The following is a 16206-nucleotide window of genomic DNA, read 5'->3' on the forward strand; positions in this document are numbered from 1 at the left end:
AAAAGAATCTGGGCTCTTTCAACAGTTAATCACCGCCGTGAATATCAAGACCTTATCCCCAGAAGAATGATGAAGATGACTGATGGCTGGAATTCAACAGAATTCGCGGAGAAGATGAATTGCCTGCTAAAGCGATACTACGCAGGAGACAATGGGCTTTCTCCGGCTGCAGTAGAGCTTCGGGCGGTGTGGAGAACTGCAGGACTCGCCTACGCAATTTTCACGGTCTCGGCTCCGAAAGGGATTGCGTACGTGGGATTGGAAATGACAGTTCTTCCGGGACCTGGTTTCGCCATATCGGAAGAAGAAACCGCTATAGGAGGCTGGTTGGACCGATTAGCCGGAGATACGCTGGCCAGCGCATTGCACTACAACAAAGACGACAAAATCCAATGGCAGGGAAAGGTCGCCGGCAACACTCCAGAATTTTTCTCAGAGCTCGGCCCCGCTGTGGGAGAAGTATTCTTCCCATAAGTACCAAAAGCCTAGCGGGGGGCGCGGCAGCCAAGAAGTGGCCGCGTTCTAGGCTTTCGCGGGGAACTAGGAGCAGGTTATCGTGGCCAAAGCGTAGCCGAAGGAGAGATAGGAATGAGCGAGAAGACGTTTCAGCAGAAGTTCGGGGCTTTCGCTCTGGTGGCGGCGGTTGTCCTGCTGAGCGTGAACTTAACCGTAGTAGGGCCTACGGTGTTCGGTATCTCCACGCCGCTACTGCTCGGAGTCACGGGCATCATAATGATGCGCGGTGAGAGAAGCAGCAGCGGCGCACAGGACGACTAGCGCAGGCGGTGGCCTACGAAGCCGGCGGCGAGGGTGTTGCCGGAGGATTGGTCGATGAGCAGGAAATTGCCCACCGCGCCGCGGGCGGCGTAGTCCTCGACGGGGAGCTCGGCTTGGGTCTGGATGGTGATGTGGGCGATGTCGTTCATAGCGACGGACTCGGGGTTCTCAACATCGGAAACGCCATCGAGGTCCAGGGTGCGAGTGATGGCGGCGATGCGGGCTTTGACCAGGGAGGATCCGTAGCGCAGCTTGAGCATCTGTCCGGGCTTGATGTCCTTTTCGGTCAGGCCAACGACTGTGGCATCGAATTCGCGGGTGGCCGCGGGGCGTTGGGACCCGGCGATGAGATCGCCGCGGGCGAGATCGATGTCGTCGGCAAGCAAGAGCGTCACGGAGTCGCCGGTGGCGGCGGAGTCGGCGGGGCCGTCGGCGGTGTCGATCTGGGTGATGGTGCTGGTGCGGCCCTCGGGCAGGTGGACTTCATCGCCCACGGAGATAGAGCCTGCCTTCACGCGTCCGGCATAACCGCGGTAATCGGAGGCGTGCTCGCGGATGACGTACTGGATGGGGAAACGGAAATCCAGCTCATCGGCGCGGCCAGTGGCCACGGGGACGGTCTCGAGCACCTCGAGGACGGTCGGTCCGGTATACCAGGGCATATTAGAGGAACGCTCAACCACGTTATCGCCCTTGAGCGCGGAAATCGGCACCACGGTGGTATCGGTGATGTCTAAGCGCGCGGCGATCTGGTTGAACTCGGACTCAATATCGCGAAAGACCTGCTCGTCATAGTCCACGAGGTCAATCTTGTTCACCGCGAGGACCACGTGGCGCACACCAAGGAGGGCGGCGACGTTGAGGTGGCGGCGGGTTTGTTCGACGACGCCATGGCGGGCGTCGATAAGAAGCACCACTACCTGGGAGGTAGACATGCCGGTGACCGTATTGCGGGTGTACTGCACGTGCCCCGGGGTATCGGCGAGGATAAAGGTGCGCTTATCCGTAGCGAAGTAGCGATAAGCCACGTCGATGGTAATTCCCTGCTCACGCTCGGCCCGCAGGCCGTCGACAAGCAAGGAAAGGTCCATGCCGTCGAAACCGCGGTCAGTGGAGGTGCGCTCCATAGACTCGACCTGGTCCGCGAGCACGGACTTGGTGTCATAGAGCAGGCGGCCGACGAAGGTGGACTTGCCGTCATCGACGGAGCCGGCGGTGCACAGGCGCAGGGTATCGCGCTGCTTGAGGGCGCCGACATTCGGCGCGAGGGTAGTCGTCATCAGAAGTAGCCTTCCTTCTTGCGGTCCTCCATAGCGGACTCGGAGAGTTTGTCATCGGCGCGGGTGGCGCCGCGCTCGGAAAGGGTGGAAATGGAAATCTCCGCCAGCACCTCATCCGGGGTCGACGCGGTAGATTCCACGGCGCCGGTGCAGGACATATCGCCCACGGTGCGGTAGCGCACGGTGCGGGTTTCCAGCTCCTCGCCCTCGGCCGGGCCGCCCCACTCACCAGGGGCTAGCCACATACCATTGCGCTTGAATACCTCGCGCTCATGCGAGTAGTAAATGGAGGGCAGCTCCAGTTCGCGGACGCCGATGTATTCCCAAATATCGGACTCGGTCCAGTTGGAAATGGGGAATACGCGAACGTTTTCGCCGGCCATTTTGCCGCCGTTATACAGATCCCAGAGCTCGGGGCGCTGGCGGCGAGGATCCCAGCCGCCAAAGGAATCGCGGATGGAGAAGATGCGCTCCTTGGCACGGGCGCGCTCCTCATCGCGGCGGGCGCCACCACATACGGCGTCATACTCGCGCTCGGCGATGGTCTCTACCAGCGGCACGGACTGCAGCGGGTTGCGGGTACCATCGGGACGCTCCTGGAGGTCGCCGCGGTCGATCCAATCCTGGACGCGGGCGACGTGCAGGCGGGCACCGGATTCTTCCACGAGGCGGTCGCGGAAATCAATAACCTCGGGGAAGTTATGCCCGGTATCGACGTGGAGGAGCTCGAACGGAACCGTGGCCGGAGCGAAGGCGCGGCGGGCCAGCTCGAAGACAACGACGGAGTCCTTGCCTCCCGAAAAGAGGATGCCTACCTTGTCGAATTGGCCGGCCACCTCGCGCAGGATGTGGATGGACTCGTTTTCAAGGTCTTTGAGGTGTGGGGAAAGTGTGCTCATTATTCGTGTAACCCGCATTCTGTCTTGCCGTCTGCAAATACGCGCCCGGATCGGGCATCTTCGCCTTCGCCAACTGGGAAGGTCAGCGGGGCGCAGCCGATGGAGCGGTATCACTGCAGGGTGAGTGGGTGGATGATGAGGTCGTTGTCCTCGATATAGCGGTCTGTATCGTCTAGATCCCAGGTGATGATGGGCGAGATCTTCAACCGGCCGGTGCGATCCAAGCTCAGCGCCGGGGCGGTGGCGCGGTGCTCGGAATCGGCGCGGCGCAGGCCGGTAACCCAGCCGGCATACGGGTCCATCGCCATATTTAGCGGTTCCACCTTGCGCATGCGGTTATAGGCCGCGGTATCGCGGGCATACAGGCGCGGGCCGTAGACCTCATCTTGTTCTTCTGGGCTCAATAGCGGCATCACCCGGACTAGGGGCAGGTCCGAATAACGCTTTTCTACCTCATCGGCCACCTGGAGGGTTTCCGGGAAGTGCCAGCCGGTATCGATGAACAGCAGATCCGCATCGAGCCCGGCGCGGTGGGCGAGCTCGGCCAAGACCGTATTTTCCATGGACATGGTCACCGCAAGGCGGCCGGGAGCGTGCTCGGCGGCCCATTCGGTGATGGTTTCGGCAGAGGCATCGTGCAGCTTATCCGCCCACTGGTCTACCAATTGCTGGTTGCGCGCGGCTACCTCGGCGTCCAGCGGCGCGGTATCCCGCGTGCCTTCCGGGGAGATGCTGGGGTCACGGTAGTTCTTGCCACCGTCCAGCAGGTTCGTTGTTGGGTTCATGCCGTCACACATTAGGCAAAACCCCAAGGCGGTGCAGGAGATTATGCGCGAAAAGCCGCTGAGCTTGGCGGGAGGTGCGAATAAAAAGTTTCCAATCCGTACCAAGCGGACTAGATTTACAGACAAGACAGTCTATTGCGGGGTATTTGCGCCCCACCCAAGGAGGCACTTCCATGCAGCGTATAGCCATCATCGGGGAGGGGCCGTCCGCCCTATCCACCGCCGAAAAGCTTATCAGCGCTGGCATGTGTGTGGACCTCATTACTCAACGTACCGCACCATTCGGTCTACTTCGACGCTTTGCCGGCCTCGCGGGCGTGCTTGCCGACGCCGTCTCAGGATCCCACTGCGGCCCCGGCACCACTCCCCGGCTCCGTCTCATCGGCAACGTGCGCGTAGGGCCCGACGGCGATATCACCCATAACGAAATCCACCGCCTTTCTGCCGCTGGCGACCGCGATCTGCTCATTCTCGAGCTCAAGGCCCGCGGCGTGGCCGTCACCACTTGGGAAGGTTTGTGCACCCCCCTCGAAGACTTCGAGGATTGGAACAGTGTCATCACCCGCGCCCAGCTGGCGCATGTGGGGATTTAAAGGAAGACTCAGACTAGCGCCCCGCTCACCCTAGATATAAACTTGCACGGCTACCCAGCCACGGCAAGGAAAGGGGCGCGAGTCCATGGATCTGGTTCGCATTCTCATTACACGGTCGGCGCCGTATACGCCGTATTTCATCGCGGTACTTGTCCTGCAGGCCTTGTCAACAGCTGCCACGCTGTACCTCCCATCGCTGAATGCCAAGATCATTGATGAAGGCGTGGCCCAAGGCGATGTGGATTTCATTTGGCACACCGGTGGGATCATGCTTGCCGTTGCTTTTGCCCAAGTCATCACCGCCATTGGCGCCGTATGGTGCGGCAGCCGCACCGCCATGGGCGTAGGCAGAGATTTACGCAGCCAAGTTTTTCGCCACGTTAATTCCCTATCTACTGAGGACATGAGCCGCTTTGGCACGCCTACGCTTATCACCCGTGGCACCAATGACATCCAGCAGGTGCAAATGGTCTATATGATGATGCTCAACTTCATGGTGACCGCGCCTATCATGTCCATCGGCGGCATCATCATGGCCATGCGCGAAGACGCCGGGCTGTCCTGGCTGGTGTGGGTGTCCGTGGCAGTATTGCTCGGCACGATTTCCGTCATCATTGCCCGTCTCATGCCACTCTTTCGCATCATGCAGGACAAGCTGGATGCCATCAATGGCACCCTGCGCGAGCAAATTACCGGCATTCGCGTGGTGCGCGCCTTCGTGCGTGAGGCCTATGAAACCGAGCGATTTACCCAAGCCAATAAGGAAATTACCCGCCTGTCCCTGAACATTGGCCGCCTTTTCGTGGTGATGTTCCCGCTCATTACGGTGATCCTCAACGTGGCCACGGGCGCGGTGCTGTGGTTTGGTGGCCATCGCGTAGACGAGGGATTGGTCAATGTCGGATCCCTCACCGCATTCTTGCAATATCTGCTCCAAATTCTCGCTGCGGTAATGATGGGAACATTCATGGCGATGATGCTTCCGCGCGCCATCATTTGTGCCCGCCGCATCACTGAAGTTCTCAACCATGAGCCGTCCATTACCCCACCGGAGTCCACGACAACGCCGGAGACTTCCGCCGGTACGGTGGAATTTCGCAATGTCAGCTTTTCCTATAGCGGCGCAGAGGCACCGGTGCTAGAGGATATTTCTTTTACCGCGCAGCCCGGAATTACCACGGCCATCATCGGTTCGACCGGCTCGGGCAAAACCACCCTCATTTCCCTGATCCCGCGCCTATACGTTCCGACGGAAGGCCAGGTGCTTATCGACGCCACCCCTACCACCTCTCTGGCTCGCCAGGACATCGTCCAGCGCGTGTCCCTAGTCCCGCAAAAGGCCTACCTGTTTAGTGGGACGGTGGCCTCGAACCTGCGCCTTGGCCGCCCCGAAGCCACCGATGAGGAGCTCTGGGAGTCGCTGCGCGTAGCCCAGGCGGATTTCGTGGAGGATCTAGAGATGCCTATCGCTCAAGGTGGCACCAATGTCTCCGGCGGCCAGCGCCAACGCCTTTCCATCGCGCGCATGTTGGTCGCCCGCCCGCTGGTCTATCTTTTTGATGATTCCTTTTCCGCGCTGGACGTGGCTACCGATGCCAAGGTGCGCGCCGCAATGCAGGCTTCCTTCGCTAAGCGTGAGCAACCGGTGACCAGTATTATCGTCGCCCAGCGTGTGGCATCCATTCGCGATGCCGACCAGATCCTGGTACTGGATGCCGGCCGCATTGTTGACCGCGGCACGCACGAGGAGCTCCTTGGGCGTTGCGCCGTTTACCAAGAAATTGTTGATTCCCAAGAAACCGCCGCTGCCGCAGGAGGCGAAAACTAGTGGCTGAAAATACCGCCTCCACCGCCGAGTCCACGGAGCACTCCACCGGCCCCATGGGCGAATCTGCTCCGCGCCAAGCCAAGAATTTTTGGCCCTCCATCAAGCGCCTCTTTTCCTTGCTTGCCCCATACAAGCGTCGCCTGTGGGCCGTAGCAGCGATGAATATTGTCTGTATCTTTTTGGCAGTTGTGGCACCCAAGGTCATGGGCAAGGCCATGGATGTCATCTTCGCCGGAGTTATCTCCCGTAACCTTCCCGCCGATATAACCGCCCAACAAGCTATCGATGGCATGCGTGCGCAAGGACAGGACCGCTTCGCAGACATGGCCTCCGCCATGGATTTCATCCCGGGCGAAGGCATTGACTTTCACCGCTTGGGTACGCTCATCATTGCCGTTATCGCAATGTATATCGTCTCTTCCGGCTTCCAATGGTGGCAGGGGGCCATTCTCAACAAAGTGAGCATGGATACCGTATTTGACCTGCGTGAGCGCGTTGAAGCGAAGGTGAACACGCTGCCGCTGAACTACTTTGATTCCCAGCAACGCGGCGATATCCTCTCGCGCACCACTAATGACATCGACAACGTACAGCAGGCCCTGCAGCAAGCACTCTCGCAACTGTTTTATAACGCGCTTTTGGTCATTGGCATCACCATCATGATGTTTAGTGTTTCCTGGCAGCTCGCACTGGTTGCTCTCCTAGCTCTGCCGCTTACCGCACTAGTCATCGGGGTCATCGGCGGCCGCTCACAGCGCCAATTCAAAACGCAATGGCGCTCTACCGGACAGCTCAATGGCCAGGTAGAGGAATCCTTCTCCGGCCATGACCTTGCCATCGTCTTCGGCCGCACAGAAGCAATGACGGAGGAATTTGATAAACGCAACGAAGAGCTTTACCGCTCCGCGGCAAAAGCACAATTCCTCTCCGGCAGCATGATGCCAATCATGCAGTTCCTGTCCTATCTGTCCTACGTTGCCATCGCGGTCTTGGGTGGCCTGCGCGTGGCTAATGGCCACATGACTTTGGGCGCAGCCACTGCTTTCATCCAGTATTCTCGCGAGTTCAACCAGCCGCTGGGCCAGCTTGGTGGCATGATGCAGCAGGTCCAATCCGGCGTAGCCTCGGCCGAACGCGTCTTTGAGCTTCTCGACGCCGAAGAACAAGCCCCTGACACCACCGACGAGGATCTCCCCGGCCGCGCCCAGGGTCTCGTTGAATTCCAAGACGTTGATTTCTCCTACTCGGAGGATAAGGAACTTATCACCGGCCTCAACCTGCGCGTGGAGCCCGGCCAGACCGCGGCCATTGTCGGCCCCACCGGCGCAGGCAAGACTACCCTGGTCAACCTGCTGATGCGCTTTTATGAATTAGACGCCGGTCAGATTCTCATTGACGGGCACGATATCGCCCGCATGCCCCGCCAGACGCTGCGCTCCCAGGTGGGCATGGTGCTCCAGGATGCTGTCCTCTTCAAGGGATCGATCATGGAAAACATCCGCTACGGCCGCTTGGACGCAACGGACGAAGAGGTCATCGCCGCTGCAAAGGCAACTTATGTTGACCGCTTCGTGCACGCCCTGCCCGATGGTTATGACACCATTATCGATCAAGACGGCGGCGCCATCTCGGCCGGCGAGCGCCAGCTCATCACCATTGCCCGCGCGTTTTTGGCCCAGCCCGCGCTGCTCATTCTCGACGAAGCCACCTCTTCGGTCGATACCCGCACTGAGGTACTCGTCCAAGAAGCGATGAACGCACTGCGCGCAGATCGCACTTCCTTTGTCATTGCCCACCGCTTGTCCACCATTCGCGATGCTGACCTCATCCTCGTCATGGAAAACGGCACCATCGTTGAACAGGGCTCGCACGATGATCTCCTTGCGGCCCAGGGCGCGTATTGGCGCCTGCATCAGTCCCAGTTCGCGCAGGGATAGGCCACCTGAGCGTTCTTTTCCATCCCCGGCGAAGAGCTATCCCAGCCCCACAGATACCGTCGGCGCAGTGAAATGAGCGCCGGTGAGGTTCACCAGCTCAAGGGTGACATCGCGCAGCTCGATATGGTCCATGACAACGTCTGGCACCTGTGCATCGGGGACGGGGTGTGGCTCTGGGACACCGAGCTTATCCAGCACGGCCTTGATATCGTCGCGGCTCAAATCGATTTCTGCGGAAGGTGCAGAAACATCCCCTACCGCCGGGGTGGCTTTGAGCCCGGTAGCCATGATGGTCACCGGTCCCCCGCGTACCGCGGTAGTATCCCCACCCGTGGTGAGCATGCCATCGCCATAGCGGCCGGGCAACGTAATCCCCAGGTTATCGATGTCGAGGTTTTCGCCCTTTAGCTCCAATACCCGCACATCGCCACTGGCAGTAGGGAAAGTGCCCAAAGAAACGGTGACATTTTTCTTCAGCGTCACCTTATCCGCGAAGACGGTACTGAAGTATGGAACCGCCGGGGCGTTTTGCGCATTGCCCCGCTCGGAACCACTCACACCAGCGACCACCAAAACACAGGTCAGCACGGCTAAACAGCTGCGTGCCGCCCGCGGCATCGCCCTCATCATTGTTCAGCTGCTTCCTTGGCGCGGCGCTTCTTCTCCCCTGGTTGCCAGGCAAAGGTAAAAGCCCCGCCAATAATGCCGAGCAGGGAGCCGATAATGAAGCCACCCAAATTGGACGTCGGCAAGGCGATAATGGCCACGATGATGCCTAGCACTCCGACATAATTCGAGGTTGCCGGCTGGAACCACGCACCAAGCCCAAACATAGCCAGCAACACGCCAATAAGCAGCGTAGATACGCCAGAAATAGTGGAGATCATGACCAAAAGGTCAGAAATATGGATGGTGATATAGGCCGGCGCGGCAATGATGATGCCGGATAGGATGAGCAATAATCCGGGGATAAACGGCCGCTCGGTACGCCAGCGGCGAAAGCGCTGCCAAGCACTAGGCTTGGATTCCGCGCCCGATGCCTCGGCTGCCGGGAGGGTCTGTGTTTCTTCCGTGCTGGACTCAGCAGCCATTATCGGACCCCCTCCTCACCGTCACTCCCACATTCTTGGCAGAAAGGCGCTGCGCGCCCACGGAGGTGGCCTTCACATCATCAGCCTTGAGGGAGACTTGCTTCGAGTACAGGCCCCACGCGCCGGGATCGGCGGTATCGCTGAGCTGATTCGCATCGATGCCCACGTTGACATCCTGCATGACCAAGGAACCATCCACGTCGGTCGCGCCGACCAGCAGGCTATCGGATTCCACGCTGCCCTCACCCTCGGCCTTCAAAGCTAGGGTGGCCTCTCCACCAACGCCGGGCACCTTGGGAACCGTCACGGAAAGGCAGAGATCAGAGACCTTGGCATGGTCCAGCTTGATGCGCGCGACGGGAAGGTGTTCTTCGCCCTTTTGATCATCATCAACAAAAAGCGAAAAGCCTTCTCCATCCAAGTGCCCCATGGTGATCTTGAAAAAGCTACCGGAAAGGGCCAGGTTTGCGGTTAAACCACCTTGCGCCACGGCAAATCCGGTAACGCCAAAGGCGGCAAGGCCTGCGGTCAAGGCCACCGCGGCCTTGGTGATATTCGTTCTGCCCATGGCGGGTTGCCCTTTCTGCGGCGGTCTAGGTCCACTTCTTGCCAGCTTGGGCCCTGCTGCGGCCACCGGCACTGGCTATACCCCGCCGCCGTGTACAGCACGTTTAAAAAGAATATGACGGCCGAGTTTCTCAAATTGATAGTGTACCGCCCACCCTGCCGAAATACCGCACTGAATGCAGACTCTCTGATTTCCAGCCCTAGGCTTTAAGGTAGAGAGAAACGTGGAGCATCAGTTTTAAAGGAGCACGCATGACCACCGTGTTCGGTTGGATCGCTATAGCCGCATCGATTCCGGTGTGGTTGTACTTTTTCACCCGCGTATGGGCCCTCTTCAAGTTCATCCGCTCGGGCGGGCCTACCCAGCTCAAACGCACCGATAATATAGGCAAGCGTTTATGGCGCGTGATTGCAGAGGTCTTTGGCCACTCCCATTTCAAGGGAAAACCTCTGGTCAATGCCGCCCACTGGCTGGTGATGGTGGGCTTCCTTTTCGGCATCCTGGTGTGGTTCGAGGCCTATATCCAAACCTTCGCACCGAATAAGGGCTGGCCGTGGCTCAGCCACTGGCCGGTCTACCACTTTGTGGAAGAAGTCTTGGGCATCGCGACGGTGCTCGGCATTGGCTTCCTCATCGGTGTGCGCCTCAAGCTCGGCGATACCGAGCGTGGCAGCCGCTTCTTCAACTCCCAGACCGCCTCCGCACGCTGGGTAGAGTTCATCGTCTTTTCCGAGGGCCTCGGCATGATCTTGGTGAAGTCCACCAAGATCGCCACCTACGGCGGCGGTTCCGCCTGGGCGGATTTCTTGAGCATCCACTTGGCCAAGCTCTTTCCCGAATCCCCGGCCCTGGTGAGCTTCTTCGCCCTGTTCAAGCTGCTGTCCGGCATGCTGTTTATCGTCTTTATCTCCCGCAATTTCCAGTGGGGCGTCATGTGGCACCGCTTCACCAGCTTTTTCAATATTTTCTTCCAACGCAATGCCACCGGTGAAAAGGCACTGCAGTCCTTGCCCACCCCGGATTTGGAAGAGGACATCACGCCAGGCAGCTGGAAGATGCTACTGGATTCCACTTCATGTACCGAGTGTGGTCGCTGCCAGGAGCTATGCCCTGCCTGGAATACCGAGAAGCCACTGAGCCCCAAAAAGCTCATGATGGACCTGCGCCAGGGCGCACTGGATAACTACAACCCGCACGAGGGCCTGGATGTACTGTCCATGGCCGGCGTTATCGACGATGATGTGCTGTGGTCTTGTACCAACTGTGGTGCGTGCGTGGATCAGTGTCCTACCGATATTGAGCACATCGACCACATCGCGGACCTGCGCCGCTTTAAGGTGCTCGCGGAATCGGACTTTCCTTCCGAGCTCACCGGCCTATTCAAAAACATGGAAAACAAGGGCAACCCGTGGGGCCGGAATAATTCTGAGCGCCGCGCCTGGATCGATGAGGCCCGCGCCGATGGCATCGACGTGCCCATCATCGGTGAGGACGAGGCCGATTTCTCCGATATGGAATACCTGCTCTGGGTGGGCTGCGCTGGCGCCTATGATGACGATGGCCGCCGCACCACCCGTGCGGTCGTAGACCTGCTGCACACCGCGGGCGTGAAGTTTGGTGTCCTCTCCACCGGCGAGACCTGTACGGGCGATCCCGCACGCCGCGCTGGCAACGAGTTCCTCTTCCAGATGATGGCGCAGCAAAACGTAGAAACCCTCAACAATGCCTTTGACGGCGTACCGGAGGGCCAGCGCAAGATCATCACCACTTGCCCGCACTGCTTTAACACCATCCGCAACGAGTACCCAGACTTTGACGGGCATTTCGACGTCTTCCACCACACCCAGCTGCTCAACCGCCTGGTACGCGAAGGCCTGCTCAAGCCGGTGCCGCGCACGCCGGAGAACCGCAAGCCGATTACCTACCACGACCCTTGCTTCCTCGGTCGCCACAACAAAGTCTTCGATCCCCCACGCGAACTACTCGAGGCCACCGGCGTGGAACTGCGTGAGATGGACAAGAACCGCGACGAAGCCTTCTGCTGTGGCGCCGGCGGTGCCCGCATGTTCATGGAAGAAAAGCTTGGTACCCGCATCAATGACTTCCGCACCGAACAAGCTCTGGAGACCGGTGCAGAAGAAATCGCCACCGGCTGCCCCTTCTGTAATGTCATGATGACCGGCGGCGTGAAGTCCTTGGCGCAGGATTCCACCCCCACCACCAAGGTCAATGACGTGGCAGTTATGCTGCGCAATTCTATTTCCCTCGATGAGGCCGGCACCCTGCCAGAGCCCCACCCCAAGGCCTTCCTTGCCACTCCGGTGCGCCACCAGAAGTCCACCGGCACCAATAATGCCCCGCTTGCCGACGCCCCCACTTCCGACGCTCCTAACGCTCCCGCCCCCTCCGCCTCGGCCCCGACAGCCCCAAGCGCACCCGCGGCACCCTCGGCACCAAGTGCGCCCGCCGCTCCTGCGGCACCGGCTGCGCCTGCGCCAAGTGCACCTTCTACTCCATCAGCGCCAACGCCTCCAGCTGCACCGCAAGCTCCCCAAGCACCGGCAGCTCCCGCAGCACCGACCACGCCTACCCCACCGAGTGCCCCAGCAGCACCTGCACCGAAAGCACCAGCCGCTCCAACACCACCAAGCGCACCTGCGGCACCGGCCGCCCCCGCTGCGCCTGCGGCACCGGCTGCGCCTGCGCCAATTGCACCGTCTGCTCCATCAGCACCGACAACGCCAGCTGCACCGCAAGCTCCCCAAGCACCGGCAGCTCCCGCAGCGCCCGCGGCACCAAACGCTCCAACTCCACCTAGCGCACCCGCAGCACCGGCCGCACCCGCTGCGCCCGCGGCACCTGCTGCGCCTGCACCAAGTGCACCTTCTGCTCCGTCGGCACCGACGCCGCCTGCGGCCCCGAAGCCCCCACAGGCTGCCCCGCCAGCACCACCGGCGGCTCCGGCACCGCCGGCGTCGGAAAGCGCGCCACAGCCGCCTGAATCTGAGTAGGCGCGCAGGGGCATGGGTGCGTACGCTGTAGTCCATGCATTTTAATGCGGGACTCCCCACCGATGCCCTGCTGCTGGCGGCAGGCGCGACCGAAAATACACACTCCCTCGTCTCCTTCGCTTGGATCATGGCCGCGGCCCTGCTGGCGCCGCTGGTCTCCTATATGTTAGGCCACCGTCTTCCATCGGTAGCCCTCTTGCTGATTTTCGGCATGATTATTGGCCCTTCGGTGCTTGACCTAGCCGCCGAGGACGAAGGCATCGAAATGCTCAAGGAGCTTGGCGTGGGAGCGTTGTTTCTCCTCGCGGGCTTTGAAATTCAAATCTCCACCCTCAAAACCAAGGAAGCCGGAACGGCACTATCCACTTGGGCAATCTGTGCCCTCGCCTGTGGAGTGGGCGCCTACTTCCTAGTAGATAACGTGCCCGGTGCCATCGTGGTCGCCTTGGCACTGACTTCAACAGCGCTGGGCACGCTCACGCCGATGCTAAAGCAGGACCGCATTCTGGGAACCAAGGTGGGCAACTCTGTGATGATTCACGGTGCCATTGGTGAGGTCGCCCCCATTACCGCAATGGCACTATTGCTGGGTACTCGTTCCACGCTGACGACGATGATCATTTTGTTGTTCTTCATCATCATCGCCGTTGCTGTCGCCATCATGCCGGCGGCTATCGCATCAACGATCCCTTGGGTAAAGACCGCCTTTATCTCTGGTGCGGGTTCAACCAACCAAACGATTCTGCGTCTTATCATCCTTATTCTGGCCATTCTTATGGCCGTTACCGCAGTCTTTGAACTCGATATTGTGCTCGGTGCCTTTGCTGCCGGCATCATCTTGAACCGCATTATCCCGGATGAGTTCCACCGCCGCCTAGAGCACCGCCTCGATGTGGTGTTTTATTCGATGCTTATTCCGGTCTTCTTTGTGGTCTCTGGCATGAGCATTAGCTGGGATACCATCGCTCATAATCCGTGGAAGGTACTGGGCATTCCGGCTCTCATCTTGGTGACGCGTGGCCTGCCCGTCTTCTTGCGCGAAAATGTTGGGCATACCGGATCTGATATTGAAACCTTCCGCGAGCGCCTCCAAGTAGGTTTGTATTCCGCTACCGGTCTGCCGATCATCGTGGCGGTAACGTCCCTGGCGGTCAATTCCGGAATCATGGAGGCCGAGAATGCCTCGATCTTCGTCTCCGGTGGAGCGCTTACCGTCGCCATCTTCCCCTTCTTGGCCAGCCTGGTAGGCGGAAACCAGCAAGAAAAGAAGGACGAGAAGATCCCTGACGCTGAATCCAAGGACCTATAGGCTGCGTTCGCTGAGAGCACGTCCCTGGAAGGGCAGAATTTTCCTAGACTGGAAATTGTGAGTAATAACTTTGGTTCTTCCCCAGTCAATCGGACTTTGCGCCTGTCCGATTCCGAGCGCAACGATGCCATCAATGACCTCGCCCGCGCCGTGGGTGAAGGCCGGTTAACCATGGAGGAGTTCGAGGACCGCTCGGACGATGTCATGCGCGCTAGCACCCACCAAGACCTCGTGCCCGTCTTCCAAGATATTCCGGCGCGTGGTTCCCACGAGGTCAAGATTTATTCTCGGGGAGAAGTCACGCGCGCCCATAATGCAGGAAAGAAACCAAAGTTTGCCACTGCCCTTTCCGGCTCTGTGGTGCTTGCAGTAGCAAGCCCCACTCTGATCTTCTTGAGCGCTACCATGAGCAACCCATGGCTTCTACTCGGGGGCGCGGTGGCAGCCGCCCTCATTCCAATTTTGTGGATCATGCTCTACGTCGCCAAGGTCGGCCCCTCCTCGTGGCACGCCCCATCCGTGCGCCAGATTGAGCGGCAGCAGTTGCGTGAAATTCGCGCTCTCACGGCGCATGAGCGCGCGCAGCAAAAAATGATCGAGGAAAAGATGTGGGCCGATCGCCGTATGCAAGCTGGCGAAATCACCGGCCAAGCCATGGATCTGGCCAAGCGGAAATTCAGCGAGTGGAATAAAAAATAGTCATCGCCGGTGTTGAAGCATTTTGTGAAGCTGTGAATCGTGGCACAATATTCCCATGACTTCTCCCAAACACCGCATCTTTGACCAATCCGACAAACTCAAGGGCGTCGCGTATGACATCCGCGGCGAGGTCTCTGCGGAAGCGGAACGCATGGAGCTCGATGGCCACACCATCTTGAAACTCAACACCGGTAACCCGGCCGTCTTCGGCTTCGAAGCACCCGATGTCATCATGCGCGATATGATCGCCGCCCTGCCTACTTCCCAGGGCTATTCCACCTCCAAGGGAATCATTCCTGCCCGCCGATCCATCGTTACCCGCTACGAGCTGGAGGATTTCCCACCCTTCGACATCAACGATGTCTTCTTGGGCAATGGCGTCTCCGAGCTCATCAGCATGACCACCCAAGCGCTGCTTAATAACGGCGATGAGGTTCTCATCCCGGCACCGGATTATCCATTGTGGACTGCGGCTACGTCCCTGGCAGGTGGTACCCCAGTGCACTACTTGTGTGATGAGGAGGATGATTGGAATCCATCCATCGAGGACATCGAGTCCAAGATTACGGATAAGACCAAAGCCATCGTGGTCATTAACCCGAATAACCCAACGGGTGCGGTCTACTCGCGCGAAGTACTGCAGAAGATTGTCAGCATCGCCCGCGAGCATAACCTGCTCATCTTGGCCGATGAGATCTATGACCGCATTCTTTATGACGGCGCGCAGCACATCTCCATCGCTTCGCTAGCCCCTGACCTTCTCACCATCACGTTTAATGGCTTATCCAAGGCCTATCGCGTGTGTGGCTACCGCGCCGGCTGGATGGTACTTACAGGCCCTAAGCACCACGCCCGTGGCTTCATCGAAGGCCTTGAGCTTCTGGCCGGAACTCGCCTGTGCCCGAACGTACCGGCGCAGCACGCTATCCAGGTGGCGTTGGGTGGCCGGCAGTCCATCTTTGAGCTCACCGGTACCGGCGGGCGTCTTTTGCGCCAGCGCAATATCGCCTATGAGAAGCTCAATGAGATTCCCGGCGTTTCCGTGGTAAAACCCATGGGCTCGCTCTACCTCTTCCCGCGCCTGGATCCGAATGTGTATGAAATCCATGATGATGCCAAGCTCATGCTGGATATTTTGAAGGCGGAAAAGATCCTCATGGTGCAGGGAACCGGCTTCAACTGGCCGAACCCAGATCACTTCCGCGTAGTCACGCTGCCGTGGGCATCCCAGATCGAAAACGCCATTGAGCGCCTTGGCAACTTCCTGGTGAGCTATAAGCAGTAGCTTTCTTCCCCGCAAGTTGCTAATAATATTGATAATCCATAACAATATGGTGCATGGGAAGACATTCTGCGGCACCTAAACCTCAACCGACCCCTCGTTCATGGGGTCGGCTCTCTACTTCGATAGCTCACCATCCTTGGCGCT

Annotated in this window: 14 protein-coding genes and 1 pseudogene; 9 read left to right on the plus strand and 6 right to left on the minus strand. The window is 59.2% G+C overall.

What is annotated here, in order from left to right; all coding sequences use genetic code 11:
* The first annotated feature begins 66 nt into the window (after positions 1-66).
* Both WMP97_RS09130 and WMP97_RS09135 read left to right on the plus strand, forming a co-directional pair.
* Entirely contained in the window at positions 67-474 is a 408-nt protein-coding gene (locus tag WMP97_RS09130) for a hypothetical protein (RefSeq protein WP_340440350.1), read from the plus strand.
* Between the two features lie 114 nt (positions 475-588).
* The gene (locus WMP97_RS09135) at positions 589-777 is read left to right on the plus strand and encodes a hypothetical protein (RefSeq protein WP_301733029.1); all 189 of its coding nucleotides are present in this window, start codon (positions 589-591) and stop codon (positions 775-777) included.
* On the opposite strand, the gene WMP97_RS09140 is transcribed toward WMP97_RS09135, so the two are convergent.
* From WMP97_RS09140 to WMP97_RS09150, 3 genes and pseudogenes are all read right to left on the minus strand, one after another.
* Complete coding sequence (locus WMP97_RS09140) at positions 774-2057, minus strand: sulfate adenylyltransferase subunit 1 (protein ID WP_301733030.1); 1284 nt, start codon at positions 2055-2057, stop codon at positions 774-776. The two genes, WMP97_RS09135 and WMP97_RS09140, sit on opposite strands and share 4 nt — an antisense overlap.
* Positions 2057-2956, minus strand: a complete 900-nt coding sequence (gene cysD, locus WMP97_RS09145; protein WP_340440351.1) for a sulfate adenylyltransferase subunit CysD — start codon at positions 2954-2956, stop codon at positions 2057-2059. Before cysD ends, WMP97_RS09140 begins: the two co-directional genes overlap by 1 nt.
* Positions 2956-3741: pseudogene (locus WMP97_RS09150) on the minus strand (phosphoadenylyl-sulfate reductase). The gene cysD and the pseudogene WMP97_RS09150 overlap by 1 nt, the downstream one beginning before the upstream one ends.
* A gap of 173 nt (positions 3742-3914) precedes the next feature.
* Here WMP97_RS09150 and WMP97_RS09155 point away from each other — a divergent pair.
* From WMP97_RS09155 to WMP97_RS09165, 3 genes are all read left to right on the plus strand, one after another.
* Entirely contained in the window at positions 3915-4334 is a 420-nt protein-coding gene (locus WMP97_RS09155) for a methylenetetrahydrofolate--tRNA-(uracil-5-)-methyltransferase (RefSeq protein WP_200288571.1), read from the plus strand.
* Positions 4335-4419: 85 nt separating this feature from the next.
* On the plus strand, positions 4420-6162 hold the full coding sequence (locus WMP97_RS09160) for an ABC transporter ATP-binding protein (RefSeq protein WP_340440352.1): 1743 nt from the start codon (positions 4420-4422) through the stop codon (positions 6160-6162).
* Between the two features lie 53 nt (positions 6163-6215).
* On the plus strand, positions 6216-8099 hold the full coding sequence (locus tag WMP97_RS09165; RefSeq protein WP_340440400.1) for an ABC transporter ATP-binding protein: 1884 nt from the start codon (positions 6216-6218) through the stop codon (positions 8097-8099).
* Positions 8100-8135: 36 nt separating this feature from the next.
* Here WMP97_RS09165 and WMP97_RS09170 read toward each other — a convergent pair whose 3' ends face one another.
* From WMP97_RS09170 to WMP97_RS09180, 3 genes are read right to left on the minus strand one after another with little or no spacing between them, the layout of a single operon-like run.
* Positions 8136-8729 carry a hypothetical protein gene (locus WMP97_RS09170; RefSeq protein WP_340440353.1) on the minus strand — a complete coding sequence of 198 codons (594 nt, stop codon included), beginning with the start codon at positions 8727-8729 and terminating at the stop codon, positions 8136-8138.
* Positions 8726-9190 carry a DUF6114 domain-containing protein gene (locus tag WMP97_RS09175; RefSeq protein WP_340440354.1) on the minus strand — a complete coding sequence of 155 codons (465 nt, stop codon included), beginning with the start codon at positions 9188-9190 and terminating at the stop codon, positions 8726-8728. The genes WMP97_RS09170 and WMP97_RS09175 overlap by 4 nt, the downstream gene beginning before the upstream one ends.
* Positions 9180-9758 carry a DUF6230 family protein gene (locus tag WMP97_RS09180; protein ID WP_340440355.1) on the minus strand — a complete coding sequence of 193 codons (579 nt, stop codon included), beginning with the start codon at positions 9756-9758 and terminating at the stop codon, positions 9180-9182. Before WMP97_RS09180 ends, WMP97_RS09175 begins: the two co-directional genes overlap by 11 nt.
* Positions 9759-10009: 251 nt before the next feature.
* Here WMP97_RS09180 and WMP97_RS09185 point away from each other — a divergent pair, with 251 nt between their 5' ends.
* From WMP97_RS09185 to WMP97_RS09200, 4 genes are all read left to right on the plus strand, one after another.
* Positions 10010-12769 (plus strand): (Fe-S)-binding protein, encoded by a 2760-nt coding sequence (locus tag WMP97_RS09185; protein WP_340440356.1) that lies wholly within the window; start codon positions 10010-10012, stop codon positions 12767-12769.
* 34 nt (positions 12770-12803) lie between these two features.
* Positions 12804-14078 carry a cation:proton antiporter gene (locus WMP97_RS09190; RefSeq protein ID WP_316327421.1) on the plus strand — a complete coding sequence of 425 codons (1275 nt, stop codon included), beginning with the start codon at positions 12804-12806 and terminating at the stop codon, positions 14076-14078.
* Positions 14079-14174: 96 nt separating this feature from the next.
* Positions 14175-14777 carry a DUF1707 domain-containing protein gene (locus WMP97_RS09195; RefSeq protein ID WP_340440401.1) on the plus strand — a complete coding sequence of 201 codons (603 nt, stop codon included), beginning with the start codon at positions 14175-14177 and terminating at the stop codon, positions 14775-14777.
* A gap of 55 nt (positions 14778-14832) precedes the next feature.
* Entirely contained in the window at positions 14833-16062 is a 1230-nt protein-coding gene (locus WMP97_RS09200; protein WP_340440357.1) for a pyridoxal phosphate-dependent aminotransferase, read from the plus strand.
* The last annotated feature ends 144 nt before the right edge of the window (positions 16063-16206 follow it).

The organism is Corynebacterium sp. KPL4072 (genome assembly GCF_037908395.1).
Lineage (GTDB): Bacteria > Actinomycetota > Actinomycetes > Mycobacteriales > Mycobacteriaceae > Corynebacterium > Corynebacterium kefirresidentii.